Origin of the sequence: Lacinutrix venerupis (genome assembly GCF_001971745.1) — a bacterium.
Classification (GTDB): Bacteria; Bacteroidota; Bacteroidia; order Flavobacteriales; family Flavobacteriaceae; genus Lacinutrix; species Lacinutrix venerupis.
The window spans coordinates 1,002,681-1,023,889 of sequence record NZ_CP019352.1 but is presented as its reverse complement, the minus strand read 5'-3'; the positions used below and the strand labels follow the sequence as shown (position 1 = coordinate 1,023,889).

Here is a 21,209-nt window from a genome sequence, read left to right as displayed (position 1 = left end):
TAAGTTTTTAGTTAAAATTTCCAAAAGAAGTTATATTTTTGGAGCTGAAATTATTTTAATAAAATAAATGTTACAACGTATTCAATCTGTCTATTTACTGCTTGCCGCTGGAATTTCGGCTGGATTGATTTTTGTATTTCATTTATGGATAACAAACGAAGATGTAAAAATCTTTGCAATGGATGAGTTGTTATATTTTGGTCTATTTCTAGGCTCTGCAGCTTTATCTTTGTTATCTATATTTATGTTTAAAAATAGGAAGTTGCAATTTGTATTGGGACGACTTAACATCATATTAAACTTTATTTTACTAGGATTTTTCGCCTATCAATCTCTAAACATATCTGGAGAAGCTTTGGTTTCTGAGAAAGGTATTGGGATTTTTCTTCCAATTCTGTCTATTGTGTTATTAGCTTTGGCTAATAAGGCGATTAAAAAGGATGAAGATCTTGTAAAATCTGTAGATAGATTGCGATAAACCTAACATCTTAGTAGTATTAGTGCGTGAGCCCAAGGTGAAGATCTTGGGCTTTTTTTTTAATACCTTTTAGGAAATTCTATAACTTCTAAATTTTCAATTTTTTTACCATCTATTGTAAAGCGTAACATCGTTCTTACTTTATGAAAACCATGTTTACCAACTGCGCCTGGATTCATATGTATTAAATTAAGTTTTTTATCTGGCATTACTTTAAGAATATGCGAATGTCCGCATATAAAAATTCGAGGTGGATTTTTATATATTTCTTCTCTAACTCTTATATTATATTTATTAGGGTAGCCACCAATATGGGTTATCCAAACATCTACACCTTCACACATAAATCTATTGTTTTCAGGAAATTCTAAACGTACTTTATCACCATCAATATTTCCATAAACACCTCGTAACGGTTTTAGTTTTGAAATTGCATCTGTAACTTTTAAATCTCCTATATCTCCTGCATGCCAAACCTCATCGGCTTGCTTAACGTATTTTAAAATATCATCATCAATATAACTGTGTGTATCTGAAAGTAGAAGTATTTTTTTCATGCTTACTTTCCGCGAAAGCGGTAATCTTTTTATTTTTTTAGCATTTCTTTAGGAACAAAAACAATTATCTTTGTGTCTTTAAAAAAACAAAAATACAAGTTTCTTTGCGATATTTTATAGAACTTTCATACAACGGAAAAGCATATCATGGTTGGCAAATTCAGCCTAACGCTATATCGGTGCAAGAAGTTTTAGAAAAAGGTCTTTCTACTTTATTAAAAGAACCTATAGCTACTATGGGAGCTGGAAGAACTGATGCGGGAGTGCATGCTACACAACTATTCGCTCATTTTGACACTGAAATTATTTTTGATACTCCTAAGCTTATTTATAAATTAAATTCTTTTTTACCTGAGGATATTTCAATTCAAAATATTTTTGAAGTAAAACCTGATGCACATGCAAGGTTTCATGCTTTAAGCAGACAATATTTATATAGAATTGCCTTAGAAAAAAATCCTTTTAATACAGAACAAGCTTTTTTATTAAAGCCAAAATTAAATATCAACAAGCTTAGAGAGGCTACCAAAATATTATTGGAGTATAAAAACTTTCAATGTTTTTCTAAGAGCAATACAGATGTAAAAACTTATAATTGTAATATAATGAAAGCCGAATGGAAGATTGTAGATAATGAGCTTCATTTTACAATTAAAGCAGATCGTTTTTTAAGAAATATGGTTCGTGCTATTGTAGGAACGCTTATTAATATTGGAATTGGTAAATTTGAAGTTGAATCGATGCACGATATTATAAAATCTAAAAACAGAAGCGAAGCTGGTTTTTCGGTTCCGGCACATGCTTTATATTTAACAGCAATTGAATATCCTGAAAACATAAAAAAATAACATTGAGCAATAAAAAAGAAAACATATTTGATATTACATTATTTAAGCGTTTGTTTAAATACACAAAACCATATAGAATTGTTTTTTATGGTGTACTATTATCTGTTTTAATTATTGGAGGATTAAGTATTGCTACTCCCAAATTACTTCAAATAGCTATAGATAACCATATAAAACTAAAAATAGAAAAAGGCTTTTTATATTACATTATTGTAATGGTTATTTTGTTGGTTTTACAAACAATATTTCAGTTCTTTTTTCAATTTTATGCTGCTTGGCTTGGCCAAAATATTGTACAAGACGTTCGTGTAATATTATTTAACCACATGCTAAAATTCAAGATGAAGTATTATGATAATTCTTCAGTTGGAATGCTTATTACACGTGCCGTAACAGACATGGAACGTATAGCAGATATTTTTGGTCAAGGCCTGTTTATGATTATGAGAGATTTAATGGTCATGGTTGCAATTTCTGCATTTATGCTATATACAAATCTTAAATTGAGTTTAATAGTTTTTGTAACTATGCCAATTGTTTTATATGCTACAAAGGTTTTTCAACGCTATATGAAAAAAGCGTTTGAAGAAGTTAGAACAGAGGTTTCCAACCTTAACTCTTTTGTACAAGAGCGTGTATCAGGAATGAAAATTCTACAATTATTTACAAGAGAAGCAACAGAGTATAGAAACTTTAAAGCCATAAATGAACGCCATAAAAAAGGCTGGTTAAAAACGATTTGGTACAATTCTATTTTTTTTCCAATTGCAGATTTTCTTTCTGGCATTACCTCTGGTTTAATTGTTTATTTTGGAGGTTTAATGGTTGTTATTAGCAGTACTGCAACCGCAGGTGAATTGTTTATGTTTATAATGATGATTCCACAATTATTTAGACCTCTTAGACAAATTGCAGACAAGTTTAACACATTACAAATGGGAATGGTTGCTGCTAAACGTGTGTTTAAAATAATTGATACTACTTCACAAATTAATGATAAAGGCACAATAGAAGCTCAAGATTTTAAAGGTGCTATTACTTTTAAAGATGTTCATTTTAGTTATGTTGAAAATGAAGAAGTTTTAAAAGGAATATCTCTAAATGTTAAAGCTGGAGAAACTGTTGCCATTGTTGGTTCTACTGGAGCTGGAAAGTCTACAGTTATTAATTTACTAAACCGTTTTTACGAAATTAATAGTGGTGAAATTTTAGTAGACAATATAGATATTAAAACAGTTACACTAGCCTCTTTAAGAAATCAAATAGCTGTAGTTTTACAAGATGTCTTTTTGTTTGCAGATACTATTATGGGAAATATTACATTAAATCATCCAGAGATTACCGAAGCTCAGGTAATACAAGCGGCAAAAGATATTGGTATTCATGATTTTATTTCTAGTTTACCAAACGGTTATTTTTATAATGTAAAAGAGCGTGGCGCCATGTTAAGTTCTGGACAACGCCAATTAATCTCGTTTTTAAGAGCATACGTTACAAACCCAAGTATTTTAATTTTAGACGAAGCGACTTCTTCGGTAGATTCGTACTCCGAACAATTGATACAAAACGCTACAGATAAAATTACCAAAGGCAGAACCTCTATTGTTATTGCCCATAGACTAGCAACCATACAGAAAGCAGATAAGATTATTGTTATGGATGCCGGTAAAATTGTAGAACAAGGCACTCACAAAGAATTACTTAAAAAAGAAAATGGATATTACAGAAATCTTTATGAAGTACAGTTTTTAAAAGCTGATGTTGCTTAGTAAAATGTTTTTTTAAACTATTAAATTAAATCTTCTTTAATTAAATCTATTAGTTCTGTAGTATCTTTAAAATCTACAAATGTTCCGTTTCTAAAACAAGAAATCTGTCCTGTTTCCTCACTAACTGTTATTGCTATAGCATCGGTTTTTTCGGTAATACCAACTGCTGCTCTATGCCTTAACCCAAAACGTTGCGGTATAGTTTTCTCGTTATTTACTGGTAATATTACACGTGTTGCTTTAACAACGTTATTTTCTATAATAATAGCTCCATCATGAAGCGGACTGTTTTTAAAAAAAATACTTTCTATAATTGGTTGTGTAACTTTAATATTCATTTCGTCTCCTGTAGTGACCAAAAAATCAAGATTATTTTCGCGTTCTAATACTATTAGTGCTCCTGTTTTTGTTGTTGACATTTTATTACATGCAGCAATAATAACATCTATATCTGTAGAAGAGGAAGATACGCCTTCCATTTTTAAAAACTTTAAATGCTTTAAAAACCCACGTTTACTAGCAAAATTGGTAGAACCAATCATTAATAAAAACTTCCTAACCTCTTGCTGAAACACAACTATTAATGCTATAAAACCAACACTTATAAAACCTCCAAGTATTTTTGTTAGCAATACCATTTGTAATGCTTCTACAATTAAATAGATAAAGTAGATAACAACAATTCCTAAAAAAATATTTATTGCTACAGTGCCTCTTACTAACCTATATACATAGTATAAAAGCAAAGCAACAAGGAAGACATCTATATAGTCTTTAATACCGAAGTTTAAAATGTTGTCGAAAATTTCCAATAGAAAATGGTTTTTGTAAATTTAATGAAATTGAGTTAATCTGAAATAAATTCTGAATTGCTAATTTTTAAGTTATCTATTTCTGCACTTAATAATAATGCTTTAATTGTAATATAGTCTTGAAAACTAATATTTTTGATAAAAGATAGAGTTAACATATTCTGAAGTTCTTCTTTTTCACTTAAATCCTGAAGCACTTCAGTTACATTTTTAAAATCTGTTTCAATTATTTTTTTATTTGAATCAACAATTTGAACTTGTTTCTCTTTATCCACTATTAAATGATAGATATCATAATCATTTTCAAGTTCGACATCTTCATCTCCTCCTCTATAAACCACATCTGTAAAATCAATAAAACCTAAATTTTTAATACTTGTATCGTTGCAAGTATAGTAATTTCGAGCATTTTCGTTTTTATGGCTAGAGTTTCGTTTTTTATCTTGCAGTTTTTTTATTGCTGGAACAACTTGTTTTAAAGTTAAACGCTTGTCTACATTAACTAACCAATTAGTCGAGATTATTAAATTAGCTCTGTTTAAATCTAAACTATCTGGCTTTGTTTCATCGTAAAAAAGATAGGCTGGAGACACATCTTTAATCTCAGTAATTTTAGCGTTTTGTATTTCTGGAAGAAATACAGCTTTCTTTTTTCCACAAGCGCATAAAACTAATAAGCATAAAGCAAATAATAATTTTTTCATTTATTTAATTTATTAAAAAGCGTAACACATTCCATCGCCTCTTTTACATCGTGAACACGTAAAATAGCTGCACCTTTTTGTAAAGCAATCATGTTTAATGCTGTTGTGCCATTTAATGCTTCGGTTGGACTGGTTTGCAATGTTTTGTATATCATAGATTTTCTAGATAATCCTGCCAAGAAAGGTAAATTGGTTATTTTAAAGCCTTCTAAAATGTTTAGTAATTCGAAATTCTGCTCTGTAGTTTTAGCAAATCCGAAACCTGGATCTAAAATAATATCTTTTATACCTAATGCTCTTGCTTTAGTTATTCTTTCAGAAAAATAAAAAAGTATATCTTTTAAAATATCATTATAGTTAGTTTGTTGCTGCATAGTTTTTGGTGTGCCACGCATGTGCATCATAATGTAAGGTACATTTAAACTAGCAACCGTTTCCAACATTTTTTCGTCTAAAAGTCCTGCCGAAATATCGTTTACCAAAGCAGCACCTTTATCTATACATTGTTTTGCAACTTCAGCACGAAACGTATCTACAGAAATTACAATATCTGGAAAATGCTTCAATAACACATCTATTATTGGAAGTATGCGGTTTAATTCTTCATCTACAGAAACCTCATCTGCATTTGGTTTAGAACTGTATGCGCCAACATCTATAAAAGTAGCGCCTTCTTCCAGCATTATTTTTACTCGATTAACAATTTTAGACTCTTCTTTATATACTCCACCATCGTAAAAAGAATCTGGTGTAACATTAAGAATACCCATTATTTTTGGTGTAGATAAATCTATAAGTTTTCCTTTGCAATTAATGGTCATTTGTACCTTTATCTTTGTAGTTTGTAACACATTTAAAAAGTATAAACATGAAACCTTGAATTTTAGACAATTTTATGCGAAATTTACGCAAATTTGTAACAACATATGCAAGATACTTCAAAACAATACGATGCGGTTATAGAAACTTGTCGTAATCTATTTATTAATAAAATGAGCGATTATGGCAGTGCTTGGCGCATTTTAAGACTACCATCTCTTACAGATCAAATTTTTATAAAAGCACAACGCATTAGAGGTTTACAACAAAATGATGTTAGAAAAGTTGACGAAGGTGAGCAAAGTGAGTTTATAGGTATAATAAACTATTGTATTATGGCGCTTATTCAATTAGAAAAAGGTGTTGTAGAACAGCCAGATTTATCTACTAAAGAAGCAACTATTTTATACGATGAAAAAGTAGCGACCACCAAACAATTAATGCAAGACAAAAATCACGATTATGGTGAAGCTTGGAGAGATATGCGCGTAAGCTCTTTAACCGATTTAATTTTACAGAAACTACTTAGAGTTAAACAGATAGAAGATAATGCTGGCAAAACAATTGTAAGCGAAGGTATTGATGCTAATTATCAAGACATGATTAATTACGCCATTTTTGCTATGATACATTTAAACGAAAATAACTAAAACATATAGCTGCTTTAGCAGAAACAATAATACATTTATGAAATACTTAGTAAACATTTGTAGAATATTAGTTGGAGGATTATTTATCTTTTCTGGATTAATAAAATTAAATGATCCTTTAGGGTTTTCATATAAACTAGAAGAGTATTTTAGTGCAGAAGTTTTAAATCTTCCTTTTTTAGAACCTTATGCTCTAGGCATTTCTGTATTTGTTGTTGTATTAGAAGTTGTACTGGGCGTTTTTCTATTAATAAGTTACAAGAAAAAATTTACCGTATGGATGTTACTAGCAATGATTGTTTTCTTTACATTCCTAACCTTTTATGCTGCATATTTTGATGTTGTAAAAGATTGTGGATGTTTTGGTGACTTCCTGCCTATGAAACCTTGGGAAAGCTTTACTAAAGACTTAATATTGCTTATTCTTATTCTTGTATTGGTTATTGGTATTAAACACATTAAACCTGTATTTAGTAAATTCCCAACAACTATTCTTGCTTTACTAGGTTTTATTGGTAGTTTATGGTTTGGATACCATGTATTAATGCATTTACCTACTTGGGATTTTAGAGCTTATGCTGTTGGCAAAAATATTGCAGAAGGTATGGTTGTACCAGAAGATGCGCCAAAAGCAATACAAGAGTTTACTTGGACTTTCAATGTTGGTGGAGAAAATGTAGAGTATGTTACAGATGGTAGCTATCCAAATGTAGATGGAGAATATGTTGGAGTAGAAACTAAGATTATTGAAGAAGGATACGATCCTCCAGTTAAAGACTTCTCTATAGAAACCAATGAGGAAAATTTAACCGATTACTTTTTAGCAAAAGAAAACCTTATTATTGTAGTTGCATATAACCTTGCAACCGCAAATGAAAACGGACTTAAAAACATAAAAAAAGCAACAGATAAAGCCATTGAAAATGGTTATACAGTAATTGGTTTATCATCTTCTGGAGACGATGCAAAACAATATGCAAAAGACAAATATGGTTTTAATTTTAACTTCTACCTCTGTGATGAAAAAGCTTTAAAAACTGTTGTTCGTTCTAATCCTGGTATTTTAAAATTAAAAAAAGGAACAGTAATACAAAAAGAGCATTTTAACGATGTGGATGATTTAGAGCTACCTGTGGTTGAACCTGAGGTTGAGCCTAATACTCCAGCAGATATTGAGCAAGGAGAAACTGTGTATATTTTAGACGATGAAATTATATCTCGAGAAAAGTTTGAAAGTTTAGACCTAGATTTATTTGTAAACTACCCACTTAATCAGCCAATTGAAACATTACTTGATTCTATTAATACATTATATAACAAAAATTTTGTAGGTGTTATTAATTATAAAGAAAGAAACGCTGAAACTGAAAAATTTGAAATACCAGAAATGGTACTTTATACTATTGACGGTAAAATTGTTTCAAAAAAACAAGCAATGGCTGTAGATAAAAACACTATTAAAACTATTACTTATCCAAGAGATGAGCAATCATTAAAAATGATAGACTCTATAAATAAAGCAGATAACACATCATATCAAGTTATTCAAAAAATCACCTTAAAATAAAGAAAATCTGCTAAGCTATTTCCTAAATAAAACAATCTACGCACTACTTACATTATTTGGAGTAGTTACTGTAATATTCTTTTTATTCAACATTTTACCTGGAGATCCTGCACAGATGATGCTTGGGCAAAATGAAGATAGCGAGCAATTAGCCATCGTTAAAAAAAAATATGGGTTCGATAAATCTGTAAGCACACAATACCTATATTATTTAAACGACCTCTCTCCTATTTCGTTTCACTCTAATAAAAAAGAAGATTATACTTATTTAAGAGAAAACAAATACACAGCAACAAGACTATTTACCATTAACAATACAACAACTGTATTAAAATTTCCATACTTAAGAGAATCGTTTACAAAACAAGGGAAAAAAGTAAGTAGCGTATTAGCAGAAACATTACCAAATACATTTGTTTTAGCCATTTCTGCCATTACAATTGCATTACTTTTAGGAATAAGTTTAGGTATAATTTCTGCTTTAAAAAAAGATACGTTTTTAGACAAAACAATACAAATATTAAGTACCGTTGGTATGAGTGTGCCTTCTTTTTTTAGCGCCATTTTATTTGCTTGGTTTTTTGGTTTTATCCTTCACAAGTACACCAATTTAGAAATGACTGGTAGTCTTTTCGAGTTAGACAACTATGGAGAAAACGTAAATATTAAATGGAAAAACCTAATACTACCTGCATTCGTTTTAGGTATACGTCCGCTAGCTGTTGTAATTCAGCTTATGCGAAACTCCTTACTAGAAGTATTTAATCAAGATTATATTAGAACAGCACGAGCAAAAGGTTTAAGCGAATTTCAAATTATAAAAAAACACGCCATTAAAAACGCTTTAAATCCAGTAGTAACGGCAATATCCGGTTGGTTTGCATCTATGCTTGCTGGAGCAGTTTTTGTAGAATATATTTTTGGTTGGAATGGCCTAGGAAAAGAAATAGTAAACGCATTAAACACATTAGATTTACCTGTAATTATGGGTTCTGTGTTAATTATTGCACTACTCTTTATAATTATCAATATTTTTGTAGATATTATATATGCTTGGTTAGATCCAAAAGTAACATTACAATAAAACAGTATAACTAAAAACCACCTGTATTTACAGGACATATTATGAGAAAAAACATAGTAGCAGGAAATTGGAAAATGAATAATGATTTATCAGAAACTGAAACATTAATTTCAAATTTATTAAAGCAAAAACAAACATCAAATGCCGAGGTAATGATTGCTCCAACGGCAGTAAATCTTTATCAAGCTTTTAATTCTACAAAAAACTCTAATATAGAAGTTATAGCACAAAATATGCACTTTGCAGACAATGGTGCTTATACAGGAGAAGTTAGCGCATCTATGTTAAAAAGTGTTGGTATACAAACCGTTATTTTAGGACATAGCGAACGTCGTGCTTATTTTAATGAAACCGATGAGCTTTTAGCTAAAAAAGTAGACGCTGCATTAAAAAATAATATGCGAGTAATCTTTTGTTTTGGAGAAGAATTAGCAGACAGAAAAGCTGGAAACGAAGAAAAAGTAGTAGAAAATCAAATTAAAAATGCACTATTTCACTTAGACGCTGCTGCCTTTAAAAACATTGTTTTAGCCTACGAGCCTGTTTGGGCTATAGGAACCGGAGAAACAGCAAGCCCAGAACAAGCTCAAGATATGCACCAATTTATTCGTAAAACACTTAACAATAAATATGGAGAACAAGTGTCTCAAGACATGACCATACTTTATGGAGGTAGTGTAAAACCTGCAAATGCTAAAGAAATTTTTGGCAAGCAAGATGTAGATGGCGGATTAATAGGAGGAGCATCATTAAAAGCCGAAGATTTTATAGCCATTGTAAACGCATTTTAAACTAATAATATAGGCGTTACTTTTTACAATACTATAAAGTTTTTTTTACTTTACAACATTGCAAAAAGTAGCGTCTTCCATTATATCTTTTTTTACCATATATGGCTGCAAAAAAGGATACCATTAAAACCGCTAACGCAACACATCTATTAGAAACATAGCAAATACAATGTCAAACACAATTTACATAGGTTATTATTTTACAGTAACACCATTACAACCAGCAACCGAAATTTTAATTGCAGAATTAGGATATGCAGGATTCGAAAGCTTCGTAGAAACAGAAACAGGAGTAACAGCTTACATTCAAAAAGAAGAATGGAGAGAAAACATCTTAGAAGACATATACGTTTTAACAAATAACGAATTCAAAATAACTTATACCTTCGATGAAATAGAGCAAGTAAACTGGAATAGTGAATGGGAAAAAAACTTTAATCCAATTATTGTTGACAACTTATGTTCTGTTCGTGCTCCTTTTCACGACACACCAGACACACAATACGATATTGTTATAGAACCTAAAATGAGTTTTGGTACAGGTCACCATGAAACAACACGCATGATGATTCAGCACATAATGGCAAACAATTTTCAAGGAAAATCTGTTTTAGATATGGGTTGTGGTACTGCTGTATTAGCCATTTTAGCTGAAATGAAAGGAGCAAGCTCTATAGACGCTATAGATATAGACAATTGGTGCTATTTAAATAGTATAGAAAATGCAGAACGTAATAATTGCAAAAACATATCGGTATTTGAAGGCGACGCCAATTTACTTATAGACCAAAAATACGATACTATTATAGCCAACATAAATCGTAATATTCTTTTAAACGATATCAAAACCTATAGTAAATGTCTAAATCCTAACGGCTCACTATTTTTAAGCGGTTTTTATGAAACAGATATAGATATTATAGAAAAAGAATGTAACGCAAACGGTTTAAAGTTAAAAAATAAGTTAAATCGAAATAATTGGGTTGCATTACATTTTGAAAATTAATATTTTAGTAATTGTAAATTTTTGTAAATGAGCACGAAAGAAAAAATACAAGAACAACACGACGTCGAAACTTTAGAAAAACCAAATAACGAAATTGTTGTTTATAACGACGACGTTAACACATTCGACCACGTAATAGAAACATTAATTAAAGCTTGCGATCATACTCCAGAACAAGCCGAACAATGCACAATACTAGTACACTATAAAGGGCAATGTACTGTTAAAACCGGAGATCTTAAAGATTTAAAACCTAGATGTTCTAAAATCTTAGAAGCAGGTATTAATGCAGAAATTATATAACTAATACTTATAAATATAAAATCATTTATCGATAGTAAACTACATTCTATCGACACAAAAACTTCGCACATAGAATTTAAAAAAAATCAAGTAGAAATAAAATTAATATTGTCCTATATATTAATTAATTACCTACACTAAAATGATTTTTTCTAAAAAACAGTTTTCAAGAATTCTAAAAACAGATAAAAATTCTTCAAATAAAAAAACGACTACGGTACAACTCTTTTCTACAAAAAAGCAGCACCTCAATAATCTACATAATAATTTAAAACAGCTAGAATTCATTTCGTTTTTCGAAATGCACTTAGACAAAAAAAATGAAGACAAATATTCTTTAAGTTTCTTACAAGAACTTGAAAAAATAAGACACTATGCAAAAATAAATACTTTAAAATCTATACAGTATTGTAAAGAATAGCAAAAACCATTCGTCTACACTTAAGCGTCATTCGTCTACACTTAAATCGATATAAACGATTATTAAGTTTTAAATTTTACTATTGATGTAACTTTCCAAAAAATTCAAAAAAACACCCTCATAATGGTAAAAAAACTTAAAATTCTTCTTATTGAAGATGATATGATTGAAATAATGAAATTGAATAGAACAATTTCTACGTTAAAATTAGACCACACAATTATAGAAGCTAATAACGGAGAAGATGCTCTAGAAATTTTAGAACAAAAAGATAATTTACCAGATATAATCTTGTTAGATTTAAATATGCCTAAAATAAATGGTATTGAATTTTTAAAAATCTTAAAAAAAGACGAAATTTTAAGATATATACCAACTATTATTTTAACAACTTCTAATAACCAAAGAGATTTATTAGAGTGCTATAAAACTGGTGTTGCTGGTTATATAATAAAACCTTTAAAATATGAAGATTATGTTAGTAAAATTGAAAAATTATTAGCATATTGGAGTATTAATGAATTAATTGTAGTGTAAATGAAGGGAATAGTATTTACAGAGTTTTTAGAGTTAGTTGAAGATAAGTTTGGATTAGAAATGGTAGACAAAATCATTTCAAGCTCTACCTTAGAATCCGAAGGTATTTATACCGCAGTAGGCACTTATAGTTTTTCGGAAATGTTACAATTATTAGAGCATTTAAGCAAAAACACAGGTATATCTATAGATAATTTATTATTGGTATATGCAGAACACTTTTTTAGTGTTATAGAAAAAAGTTATCCAGATCTTCTTGCAACCTATAAAGATCCTATAGAAATGATTTCATCTATAGAAAACCACATACATGTTGAAGTAAGAAAAATTTATCCAGACGCAGAGCTCCCAACTTTTGAAGTTATAGAAAAAACAAACGATACTTTAACCATGATATATAAATCTAGTAGAGCTATGCATCATTTTGGTTTAGGTTTAATGAATAAAACTTTTGAGCATTTTAACTCTACAGCAACAATAGACCTAGAAAAAATAAAAGAAGACGGAACAGAAGTTAGATTTGTTATTCATAAAAATTAATGAGTCAAGATCAAGTAGAAATACTACAACGTGCTCTAAAACGAGAAAAAGCAGCAAGAAAGGCTGCCGAAAAAATTCTTGAAGAAAAATCAAGAGAATTATATTACACTTCCCAAAAACTAGAAGAACTCCTAGACGAAAAATCCTCTCAATTAGAAGGTGTTTTTGAAAATATTGTAGATGCATATGTTGTTATGGATCTAGATGGCAATATTTTAAAATTTAATGAAGCTGCTACAAAACTATTTGGCTTCGATATAAAAAAAGAATCTATAAATGTAGCAAATCTTATCTATAATGAAGATTATGAATATGCCATAACTTCCTTTTTAAATTTAAAAGACAAAGGCTATTTTAAAGATTACGAAGCCAGAGTATATACTAAATCAAAAGAAATTAAGTGGGTACATATTAATGCCAGTATAATTTTTGATAAAAATAAAAAACCAGTCGCCGCACAAGGTATTGTTAGAGATATAACAGAGATAAAAAATTTAGAATTACAAAAAGAAAAATTAGTAAATAAGTTAGAAAAAAGTAACGATGAGCTTCAAGAATATGCTCATATTGTATCGCATGATTTAAAATCTCCTTTAAGAAGTATACACGCATTGGTGAGCTGGCTTAAAGAAGATAATATTAACAGTTTTGATGATACAAGTCTTAAAAACATAACTTTAATAGAATCAACATTAGAAAAAATGGAACAACTAATTACAGATGTTCTAAACTACTCTAGTGTAGGTTCAGATACAGCTTTAAAACAAGAAGTTAATTTAAACAGCTTAGTAAACCAACTTGTTACTATACTTTATGTCCCAGAAAATATAGAAATAAAAAGCCTCAATATTTTACCCAATATTACAGGAGACAAAACAAAACTTCAACAATTATTTCAAAATTTAATAAGCAATGCCATTAAATTTATAGATAAAGAAAATGGCATAATAACAATAGACGTAGAAGATTTAAAAAGCCATTATAAATTTTCAATACAAGACAATGGTATAGGGATTGAAAAAAGGTTTCACGAAAAAATTTTTAAAATATTTCACTCATTAAAGAAAAGTAAAGACTCTACCGGCATTGGGTTGTCAATCGTAAAAAAAATTGTCAATTTACACGAAGGAGAAATCTGGTTGGATAGCGAACCTAATGTAGGTACAACCTTTTATTTTACACTAAAAAAATAAGAAATGAAAACAGTACAGTTAGTAAAACACAAAAATAAAGATTGGGAATACGTTAAAGAAAAACAAGAACTAAAAGCACCACTAGTTTTAGTTTTTGGAAACAGATACATGCTTGAAAGTCCTGATATTTATAATGAAATTAAACAACTTTTTCCAGATGGTCATATTGTTTTTGCATCATCATGTGCAGAAATTTCTTCAAATACTGTAAACCAAGAAAGTATAACTGTTACTGCAATAGAATTTGAAAAAAGCACTTTTAAAATTAAAACAAGCAACGTATTAAACAAAGATTTAGACAGTTACAAAACTGGTAACGATTTAATTAACCAACTTCCGCAGGATGGTTTAAAATATGTTTTAGTTGTTTCAGAAGGTAGCTTTATAAATGGAAGTCAACTTACTAAAGGTATGAGTGCCTCTACAAAAGACAATGTAGTTATTACAGGCGGATTATGTGGAGACGACGACCGATTTGAAAAAACATTAGCATCTTACAACGAAAACCCAAAAGAAGGAGAACTTGTAGCCATTGGTTTTTATGGAGACACATTAGAAATATCTTTTTCAATACATGGTGGGTGGACACCTTTTGGACCAGAGCGTATAGTTACAAAATCTAAAGGAAACACCTTGTTTGAGTTAGATGGAAAACCTGCATTAGACCTATACAAAAGTTATTTAGGAGAAAAAGCTAAAGATTTACCAGGAGCTGCATTATTATATCCTTTAAATGTAACCTCAGCAGACGAAAAACAATCTATTGTTAGGTCTATTTTAAATATAGATGAAGCAGAAAACGCTGTAATTTTAGCAGGAGATATAAAAGAAAACTCTAAGGTACAGTTAATGATGACTAATGTAGACAATATTGCAAACGCATCAGAACGTGCCGCAACACAAGCTATTGAATACAGAAAAGAAAAACCAGAATTAGCATTATTAGTAAGTTGCATAGGTAGAAAACTTGTATTAGACCAAAGAGTAGAAGAAGAAATTGAAGAAGTAATAGAAGTAATTGGAACAGATACAGCCATTAGTGGTTTCTATTCTTATGGAGAAATAGCACCATTTCACGGTGAAGTAGCATGCCAATTACATAACCAAACCATGACTATAACGCTAATTAGCGAATAATGAACTCTCTATTAAAAAGACAAATACGTAAATTTTTAAGTGAAGATTTAAAAAACAATGAAGAATTAACAACATTTCTTAATGCTGTGGATTTGTCTTACAATAATTTTGACGAACAATCTAAAATGATTCAAAGAGCTATGTCTATAAGCTCTGATGAACTATTTGCGGCAAATAGAAAATTACAAGACGAGGCTAAAGAACAAAAAGAGATTATTGAAAAATTAAAAAGTGTTCTCGATACGCTAAAATTCTACAATTTAAAAGAAGATAAAAAAAATAAAAATGCAGAATTAACAGGTTCTAATTTGGTAGATTTTATTAACGATAAGACCAAAGAAATTGTAGAGATGAATAAGCAAAAACAAGAACTACTAAACGAATTGGCTCATCAAAATCAAGAACTTAGTGATTATGCTCACATGGTATCTCACGATTTAAAATCACCACTTCGTAGTATAGACACTTTAACCACATGGCTAACTCAAGATTATAAAGACACTTTTGATGATAATGGAAAAAAAACATTAGATCTTATTAGAACCAATGTAGAAAAAATGGATACACTAATTAGTGGTATCTTGGAATACTCTACTATAGGCAAAGACCAAATAGAAATTTACGATGTAGAATTAAACAAACTATTAGAGAATATATTAAACACGATAAATATTCCTAATCACATTACAATTACTAAAGAAAACCTACCAACAATTAAAGGCGATAAACATAGACTACAACAATTGTTTCAAAATCTAATATGCAATGCCATTAAATACAACGATAAGGAAGAAGGAAAAATAAATATTGGTGTAGAAGATAAAAAAGAGTATTGGCAATTTAATATAAAAGACAATGGAATAGGAATTGAAAAAACTTACTTTGAAAAAATATTTAAAACCTTCGAAAAATTAGAAAACAATCCAGACTCTTCTGGAATAGGACTATCTATAGTTAAAAAAATTGTAGAATTATATGGTGGCAAAATATGGCTAGAATCTCAAATAAATATAGGTACTACCTTTTATTTCACTCTAAAAAAAATCCCAAATGGAAAAACCTAACCAATCTTACATCAACAGTTTATCTGGAGGAGACAGCGCTTTTAAACAAAAATTAATAGACGTAATAAAAAAAGAATTTCCTGAAGAAAAAGAAATTTATTTTAAAAATTTTAATGCCAAAAATTTTAAACTCGCAGCAGACAATGTACATAAACTTAAACATAAAATTAGTATTTTAGGGCTCGAAAAAGGTTATGATGTTGCAGTAGCATACGAAAATAATTTAATTGAAGGTTCTACAACCCTAAAAGAAGAGTTTGATGCTATTTTAAACAACATAACAACATATCTAGAAGAAATTTAAATAAACTATATGAATTGTATTGTTATTGACGATGAAGCTACTGCTAGAATAATAATTTCTCAATTATGCTCGAACGTTCCAAGTCTTAATGTTTTAGAAGAATTCCCAAATGCTATGCAAGCCATTAAGTATTTAAATCAAAATGAAGTAGATTTAATATTCTTAGATATTCATATGCCAGATTTTACAGGTTTTGATTTTATTGAAACCTTAAAAAATCCACCTAAAATTATCTTAACAACATCGGACCCAAATTTTGCAATACAAGCCTTTGAGTACGATTGTATTGTAGATTACTTAGTAAAACCAATAACACAAGAACGTTTTAACAAAGCTATAGGCAAAGCTGAAACTAAACAAACTAAACCTGCTCAAAAAAATAAAAACTCAGAAAAAGTTGAAACGATTTCTGGTAACGATCTGTATGTAAATATTGATAGAAGATTAATTAAAATAGATATACCAAGCATTTATTTAGTAGAGGCCAAAGGAGATTACATACAAGTAAAAACCGAAGACAAAAACTATACTGTACATTCTACGTTAAAGAAAATAGCAGAAAAGTTACCAGACAGTTTATTTTTAAAAATACACAGGTCCTATATCATTAATGTTCAAAAAATAATTGATATAGAAGATAACAGTGTATTAATTAAAAAAGATGTTATTCCTGTAAGCAGATCTAACAGACCAGAACTAATGAAACGATTAAATCTACTATAAATAAGCATTTAAACGTTTTTTTATGTATTTCAGCAGAAAAAAAGTTTCAAAGGCATTACAATAATATTATTGCTAGCATTCAAATTATCTTTGTACTATAATCATTTAGGGATGTTTGATTAATAGCAAAAAAAAGACAGAAATTTAATTTTCTGTCTTTTTTTTTATGTCTATATCTATCCTTTTTCACTTTCAATAACTGTAATATTTTATAATAATTCATTCTATTTAATCATATAATTTTTACCATTCAGCTACACTTAAAACTCAGCTTATCGAAAAATAAATAATTAAACAACCTTTCAAATTAGTTTTGACATCAAATTAAACCAATCACGATGAAAAAATTAATTATAATAACAGCTTTATTAAGTGCATTTCTAACATCCTGTTCTACAGAAGAAGAAAATATAAATACAGAAAATTATAGTATAGAAAATATTGAAATTGAATATTCTACTCTAGATATTGAAATTGTTCAATTATTAAATGATTATAGGTTGTCTCAAGGTCTAAATCCTTTAAATATATTAAATGTAGCCTCTAAAGAAGCAAATAATCACAGCTTGTATATGGCTAATCAAGGAGAACCAAGTCATGACTTTTTTTATTTAAGATCTCAAAATTTACAAACTGCTGTTAATGCTAAAGATGTTTCAGAAAATGTTGCATACGGCTACACGAATGCACAGTCACTTGTAAACGCATGGATTAATAGTGAAGGACATAGAAATAACATAGTAAATCCGTTGTTTACAGAAATTGGAATAGCTACTAAGCAAGATAAAAATGGCAAAAATTATTATACAAACATTTTTGTAAAACTGTAAGTTAAAATTATTAATCTACAGATAATTACCATTCGTCTACACTAAAATAGCATCAATCGAAAAACACATTTTAAGGCCAATTTCTAAAGTAAATTTGTCTTGTATTTAACAAATAAAAACACCATGACAACAACATTACGCAACTTAAAAAATCAACTTTTAATACTTATAGTATTATTATTAAGTACTACAATTCAGGCTCAAAATATTCCATTTAACTGCGATTATAGCGCTTATTTGTTTCAGTATAACGATGTATACGCAATAGATTTGGCCTCTGGCAATTCGTATCTTGCTGCTTCAGATATTACTACTGGCAATATTAATGCTGCTGCTTATAATCCTGCAGATGGTTTTGTTTGGGGATATTTAAGTTCACCGTCTAAAACTATTGTTAGAATTGGTAAAAACTTTCAAACAACAACTTTTACAATTCCAGAATTATCAACAGGAAATAAATATGTTGGTGATATTAATACTAACGGTATATATTATTTTAAATCTGGAGGAACTACATATTACAAAGTAGATTTAAATCCTAGCTCAAATACCTATACTCAATATCTTGCTACAGAAACATTATCTCAAAACATAAACATTCACGATTGGGCTTTTAATGCAGTAGATGGTAATTTATATGCAGTAGAAAAAAGCACTAATATTTTATACAGAATTAATCCTACAACAAGTATTGTTGAAACCATTGGTGTAGTGCCAATACTAGCTGGGTTAAATTATACTTATGGAGCTGTTTATTTTGATGCAGACGGTCGTTTTTATGTATCTGCAAACCAGACAGGAACAATATATGTTATTCAAAATGTTCAAGACTTAACCGCTACTTCAATTATGGACTCTAATTTATTTGCTTTTGGACCTTCAAGTGCAAGTAACGATGGAGCACGATGCCCTACAGCTCCAGTACTACAGGAAATTTGTGATAATGGAATTGATGACGATGGAGATGGATTAATTGATTGCGAGGATCCTTCTTGTTCTGGATTTGGCACTTGTGCAGTAATAGCGCCTCCTACAACAGCCAATGATGGTGGATTAGAAAGTAACGGAAGATTATCTGAAGCAATAAACAAGCGTAACTTTAAAAGAGCAAAAAACAGTTATAAATTTAACCAAAAAACAGCAAAACGAGTAACTAGAGATACTAGTAACACTGCTAATAAAACAATGTTTACAGGATTTCAATTACAAGACTTTATTCCATTAACGGTTATAAACGAAGATTATGCAATAGACTCTACACCACAAGATTTGTTAAATATTACAAATGCAACAGAAGTTTATTCTGTAGATTATATGGAAAACGACGCTTCAATTGCTTCAATTTTAGCTCTAAAAACAGAAAATGGAGTATACGAACACACAAAATACATTTGCGATAGATTATTAGGAGCAGAATTAATTTCTGTTTCAACAATAGATATTAACAATCAAGCTTTCATTAAATCTATTATTAAAAATGCTGATGGTTCTTTTGAATATGTACTTAGTCTTTCGGCTAAAGTAGAAAATAATGATTCAAATTTTGCAATAGAAAGTCATTGGAATTTAGATTTATATGAACAAAATGTAACTTTTTATAATTTTCAAATCTGGTCAGACTCTATAGACGATTTATACATATTAGCACAAGGAGTTTTAAATTTATTAAATACCGAAAAACCTCTTTCAACATATAACCTATCTCCTCCTCCAACAGTTTTTGTAAGAAAAGGACAGTATAACAATGGCGCTTTAGATTTGCAAATTATTAATACAAATTCAACTCAAAATGTAACTTTCGATTCTGGTTATAGAGTTACCGAAACTAGTGAATTTAATTACGCTTCATCTAATATAAATTTAAACGAAAATTATATTACAGATATAACAGTACCAACTGGACATTTATTTGATGTAGGCTTTAGAATTGGCGATGGAATAAACACACCAGACGATTTATTTATGTCTGATGGTCCTTGGGGAGTTGATGATTCTCAATCAAGTACAACTGTAAACAACTATATAATTGAGGCAAATACAAACACATTTTCTAACGAAGATTTTCCAATAGAAAGAAATGTAATACTTAATGCAACTACAAGTACATATTTTGCAGCATATAGAGCACTAACACCGCGTTTTAAAGCCGTAGACCTAACTAATTTTAACAATCTTACACTAAGTGCAAAAGGCACTGGAAACTTAGAAATTACTTTAGTAAAACAAAGCATTACTAATTGGGAAGAACAACACAAAACTACAATTGCACTAACAGATAATTTTCAAGAGTTTGTTTTAAACTTTTCAGATTTTTCATCGTCTCTAAACGCTCCTTTAAATGCTAACGATATCGTAACAATAGTATTTACTATGGCAAGTGAAGATGGCACAGTAACAAGTAAAGAAATGCAATTACAAGATGTTCGTTTTAGCAATCAAGATACATTATCTGTAAACTCGTTTGAAACAGAAACTAATACAAATGCTTTTGCAGCTTATCCAAACCCAATGCTAAGCAGAACGAATTTAAATTTTACAATTAATAATAATGAAACGGTACAATTAACAATATACAACCAATTAGGAGCTATAGTTTACCAAAAAAATATAAATGCTAAAACTGGTAAGAACCAAATAGAAATTAGCAAACAAAACTTAAGTTCTGGTTTATATATATGTAGATTAACAAGTAAACAAACACACTATAATCCCTTGAAGTTACTAGTTAAGTAACAACTAATAAATTGTTTTTTGATAGCGTAGAAACTGGGTTTAATGGTATAGCAAGTATATAGTTTCTACCAAAGGCAAGAGTTAATTCTCTTGCCTTTTTTTATTTATTAAATCAAAATTTTATTTCTACTAAGTAACACTTTTATTTTTTTTGTTATTTCAATAGTTTTAATAGTATGTACTTAATAAAAGTAAAAAGAATAGCTTACACAAGCTAAGATTAATATGTTGAGCAATTACCTACACCCAAAATTTAAAACAAATAGCTTTAGCTTTTTTTATATAGGAATTAGAAACTATATTAATTATAAATTTACCTTACTACAACATATAAAGAAG

At 29.4% G+C, this 21,209-nt stretch carries 23 protein-coding genes; 19 read left to right on the top strand and 4 right to left on the bottom strand.

Annotated features, from left to right (window positions below):
- Nucleotides 1–67: 67 nt before the first annotated feature.
- A complete protein-coding gene (locus tag BWR22_RS04660) occupies nucleotides 68–478 on the top strand; it encodes a DUF4293 domain-containing protein (protein WP_076732260.1) in 411 nt (136 codons plus the stop codon).
- 59 nt (nucleotides 479–537) lie between these two features.
- Here the strand turns inward: BWR22_RS04660 and BWR22_RS04655 are convergent, their stop codons facing one another.
- Entirely contained in the window at nucleotides 538–1,035 is a 498-nt protein-coding gene (locus BWR22_RS04655; protein WP_076732259.1) for a metallophosphoesterase family protein, read from the bottom strand.
- Nucleotides 1,036–1,139: 104 nt separating this feature from the next.
- On the opposite strand from BWR22_RS04655, the gene truA reads away from it, so the two are divergent.
- Both truA and BWR22_RS04645 read left to right on the top strand, forming a co-directional pair.
- Nucleotides 1,140–1,883, top strand: coding sequence for a tRNA pseudouridine(38-40) synthase TruA (gene truA / locus BWR22_RS04650; protein ID WP_076732258.1), 744 nt, complete (start codon nucleotides 1,140–1,142; stop codon nucleotides 1,881–1,883).
- Nucleotides 1,884–1,885: 2 nt separating this feature from the next.
- Nucleotides 1,886–3,652, top strand: a complete 1,767-nt coding sequence (locus BWR22_RS04645; RefSeq protein WP_076732257.1) for an ABC transporter ATP-binding protein — start codon at nucleotides 1,886–1,888, stop codon at nucleotides 3,650–3,652.
- Between the two features lie 20 nt (nucleotides 3,653–3,672).
- Here BWR22_RS04645 and cdaA read toward each other — a convergent pair whose 3' ends face one another.
- The 3 genes from cdaA to folP are packed head-to-tail and all read right to left on the bottom strand — an operon-like array spanning nucleotide 3,673 to nucleotide 5,989.
- On the bottom strand, nucleotides 3,673–4,464 hold the full coding sequence (cdaA, locus tag BWR22_RS04640) for a diadenylate cyclase CdaA (protein ID WP_076732256.1): 792 nt from the start codon (nucleotides 4,462–4,464) through the stop codon (nucleotides 3,673–3,675).
- 35 nt (nucleotides 4,465–4,499) lie between these two features.
- Nucleotides 4,500–5,168 (bottom strand): hypothetical protein, encoded by a 669-nt coding sequence (locus BWR22_RS04635; RefSeq protein WP_076732255.1) that lies wholly within the window; start codon nucleotides 5,166–5,168, stop codon nucleotides 4,500–4,502.
- Nucleotides 5,165–5,989 (bottom strand): dihydropteroate synthase, encoded by an 825-nt coding sequence (folP, locus tag BWR22_RS04630; RefSeq protein WP_076732254.1) that lies wholly within the window; start codon nucleotides 5,987–5,989, stop codon nucleotides 5,165–5,167. Before folP ends, BWR22_RS04635 begins: the two co-directional genes overlap by 4 nt.
- A gap of 105 nt (nucleotides 5,990–6,094) precedes the next feature.
- Between folP and BWR22_RS04625 the strand changes: the two genes are divergently transcribed.
- The 16 genes from BWR22_RS04625 to BWR22_RS04550 all read left to right on the top strand — a co-directional run bounded on the left by BWR22_RS04625 (nucleotide 6,095) and on the right by BWR22_RS04550 (nucleotide 20,870).
- The gene (locus BWR22_RS04625; protein WP_076732253.1) at nucleotides 6,095–6,637 is read left to right on the top strand and encodes a DUF1599 domain-containing protein; all 543 of its coding nucleotides are present in this window, start codon (nucleotides 6,095–6,097) and stop codon (nucleotides 6,635–6,637) included.
- 37 nt (nucleotides 6,638–6,674) lie between these two features.
- Nucleotides 6,675–8,204 (top strand): BT_3928 family protein, encoded by a 1,530-nt coding sequence (locus tag BWR22_RS04620; protein WP_083678200.1) that lies wholly within the window; start codon nucleotides 6,675–6,677, stop codon nucleotides 8,202–8,204.
- A gap of 7 nt (nucleotides 8,205–8,211) precedes the next feature.
- The gene (locus BWR22_RS04615) at nucleotides 8,212–9,288 is read left to right on the top strand and encodes an ABC transporter permease (RefSeq protein WP_076732252.1); all 1,077 of its coding nucleotides are present in this window, start codon (nucleotides 8,212–8,214) and stop codon (nucleotides 9,286–9,288) included.
- Nucleotides 9,289–9,329: 41 nt separating this feature from the next.
- Nucleotides 9,330–10,079, top strand: coding sequence for a triose-phosphate isomerase (tpiA, locus tag BWR22_RS04610; protein ID WP_076732251.1), 750 nt, complete (start codon nucleotides 9,330–9,332; stop codon nucleotides 10,077–10,079).
- A 169-nt stretch (nucleotides 10,080–10,248) separates the two neighbouring features.
- The gene (gene prmA / locus BWR22_RS04605; protein ID WP_076732250.1) at nucleotides 10,249–11,085 is read left to right on the top strand and encodes a 50S ribosomal protein L11 methyltransferase; all 837 of its coding nucleotides are present in this window, start codon (nucleotides 10,249–10,251) and stop codon (nucleotides 11,083–11,085) included.
- Between the two features lie 27 nt (nucleotides 11,086–11,112).
- Complete coding sequence (locus BWR22_RS04600) at nucleotides 11,113–11,388, top strand: ATP-dependent Clp protease adaptor ClpS (protein ID WP_076732249.1); 276 nt, start codon at nucleotides 11,113–11,115, stop codon at nucleotides 11,386–11,388.
- Between the two features lie 142 nt (nucleotides 11,389–11,530).
- Nucleotides 11,531–11,809, top strand: a complete 279-nt coding sequence (locus BWR22_RS04595; RefSeq protein WP_076732248.1) for a hypothetical protein — start codon at nucleotides 11,531–11,533, stop codon at nucleotides 11,807–11,809.
- Nucleotides 11,810–11,932: 123 nt separating this feature from the next.
- Entirely contained in the window at nucleotides 11,933–12,346 is a 414-nt protein-coding gene (locus tag BWR22_RS04590) for a response regulator (RefSeq protein WP_076732247.1), read from the top strand.
- Nucleotides 12,347–12,886 (top strand): heme NO-binding domain-containing protein, encoded by a 540-nt coding sequence (locus BWR22_RS04585; protein ID WP_076732246.1) that lies wholly within the window; start codon nucleotides 12,347–12,349, stop codon nucleotides 12,884–12,886.
- The gene (locus BWR22_RS04580) at nucleotides 12,886–14,079 is read left to right on the top strand and encodes a sensor histidine kinase (protein WP_076732245.1); all 1,194 of its coding nucleotides are present in this window, start codon (nucleotides 12,886–12,888) and stop codon (nucleotides 14,077–14,079) included. Before BWR22_RS04585 ends, BWR22_RS04580 begins: the two co-directional genes overlap by 1 nt.
- Nucleotides 14,080–14,082: 3 nt before the next feature.
- Nucleotides 14,083–15,216 carry an FIST signal transduction protein gene (locus BWR22_RS04575; protein WP_076732244.1) on the top strand — a complete coding sequence of 378 codons (1,134 nt, stop codon included), beginning with the start codon at nucleotides 14,083–14,085 and terminating at the stop codon, nucleotides 15,214–15,216.
- Nucleotides 15,216–16,280, top strand: coding sequence for a sensor histidine kinase (locus BWR22_RS04570; protein ID WP_076732243.1), 1,065 nt, complete (start codon nucleotides 15,216–15,218; stop codon nucleotides 16,278–16,280). Before BWR22_RS04575 ends, BWR22_RS04570 begins: the two co-directional genes overlap by 1 nt.
- Nucleotides 16,267–16,584 carry an Hpt domain-containing protein gene (locus BWR22_RS04565; protein WP_076732242.1) on the top strand — a complete coding sequence of 106 codons (318 nt, stop codon included), beginning with the start codon at nucleotides 16,267–16,269 and terminating at the stop codon, nucleotides 16,582–16,584. The genes BWR22_RS04570 and BWR22_RS04565 overlap by 14 nt, the downstream gene beginning before the upstream one ends.
- Nucleotides 16,585–16,593: 9 nt before the next feature.
- On the top strand, nucleotides 16,594–17,307 hold the full coding sequence (locus tag BWR22_RS04560; RefSeq protein WP_076732241.1) for a LytR/AlgR family response regulator transcription factor: 714 nt from the start codon (nucleotides 16,594–16,596) through the stop codon (nucleotides 17,305–17,307).
- Between the two features lie 338 nt (nucleotides 17,308–17,645).
- Nucleotides 17,646–18,137, top strand: a complete 492-nt coding sequence (locus BWR22_RS04555) for a CAP domain-containing protein (protein ID WP_076732240.1) — start codon at nucleotides 17,646–17,648, stop codon at nucleotides 18,135–18,137.
- A gap of 123 nt (nucleotides 18,138–18,260) precedes the next feature.
- On the top strand, nucleotides 18,261–20,870 hold the full coding sequence (locus tag BWR22_RS04550; RefSeq protein ID WP_076732239.1) for a DUF6923 family protein: 2,610 nt from the start codon (nucleotides 18,261–18,263) through the stop codon (nucleotides 20,868–20,870).
- Nucleotides 20,871–21,209 lie beyond the last annotated feature (339 nt).

Bases quoted from the DNA above. Each gene is read 5' to 3' on its own strand.
- BWR22_RS04660 (WP_076732260.1), top strand. From the start codon at position 68: ATGTTACAACGTATTCAATCTGTCTATTTACTGCTTGCCGCTGGAATT.
- BWR22_RS04655 (WP_076732259.1), bottom strand. From the start codon at position 1,035: ATGAAAAAAATACTTCTACTTTCAGATACACACAGTTATATTGATGAT.
- BWR22_RS04635 (WP_076732255.1), bottom strand. From the start codon at position 5,168: ATGAAAAAATTATTATTTGCTTTATGCTTATTAGTTTTATGCGCTTGT.
- folP (WP_076732254.1), bottom strand. From the start codon at position 5,989: ATGACCATTAATTGCAAAGGAAAACTTATAGATTTATCTACACCAAAA.
- BWR22_RS04625 (WP_076732253.1), top strand. From the start codon at position 6,095: ATGCAAGATACTTCAAAACAATACGATGCGGTTATAGAAACTTGTCGT.
- BWR22_RS04620 (WP_083678200.1), top strand. From the start codon at position 6,675: ATGAAATACTTAGTAAACATTTGTAGAATATTAGTTGGAGGATTATTT.
- tpiA (WP_076732251.1), top strand. From the start codon at position 9,330: ATGAGAAAAAACATAGTAGCAGGAAATTGGAAAATGAATAATGATTTA.
- prmA (WP_076732250.1), top strand. From the start codon at position 10,249: ATGTCAAACACAATTTACATAGGTTATTATTTTACAGTAACACCATTA.
- BWR22_RS04600 (WP_076732249.1), top strand. From the start codon at position 11,113: ATGAGCACGAAAGAAAAAATACAAGAACAACACGACGTCGAAACTTTA.
- BWR22_RS04595 (WP_076732248.1), top strand. From the start codon at position 11,531: ATGATTTTTTCTAAAAAACAGTTTTCAAGAATTCTAAAAACAGATAAA.
- BWR22_RS04590 (WP_076732247.1), top strand. From the start codon at position 11,933: ATGGTAAAAAAACTTAAAATTCTTCTTATTGAAGATGATATGATTGAA.
- BWR22_RS04585 (WP_076732246.1), top strand. From the start codon at position 12,347: ATGAAGGGAATAGTATTTACAGAGTTTTTAGAGTTAGTTGAAGATAAG.
- BWR22_RS04580 (WP_076732245.1), top strand. From the start codon at position 12,886: ATGAGTCAAGATCAAGTAGAAATACTACAACGTGCTCTAAAACGAGAA.
- BWR22_RS04575 (WP_076732244.1), top strand. From the start codon at position 14,083: ATGAAAACAGTACAGTTAGTAAAACACAAAAATAAAGATTGGGAATAC.
- BWR22_RS04570 (WP_076732243.1), top strand. From the start codon at position 15,216: ATGAACTCTCTATTAAAAAGACAAATACGTAAATTTTTAAGTGAAGAT.
- BWR22_RS04565 (WP_076732242.1), top strand. From the start codon at position 16,267: ATGGAAAAACCTAACCAATCTTACATCAACAGTTTATCTGGAGGAGAC.
- BWR22_RS04560 (WP_076732241.1), top strand. From the start codon at position 16,594: ATGAATTGTATTGTTATTGACGATGAAGCTACTGCTAGAATAATAATT.
- BWR22_RS04555 (WP_076732240.1), top strand. From the start codon at position 17,646: ATGAAAAAATTAATTATAATAACAGCTTTATTAAGTGCATTTCTAACA.
- BWR22_RS04550 (WP_076732239.1), top strand. From the start codon at position 18,261: ATGACAACAACATTACGCAACTTAAAAAATCAACTTTTAATACTTATA.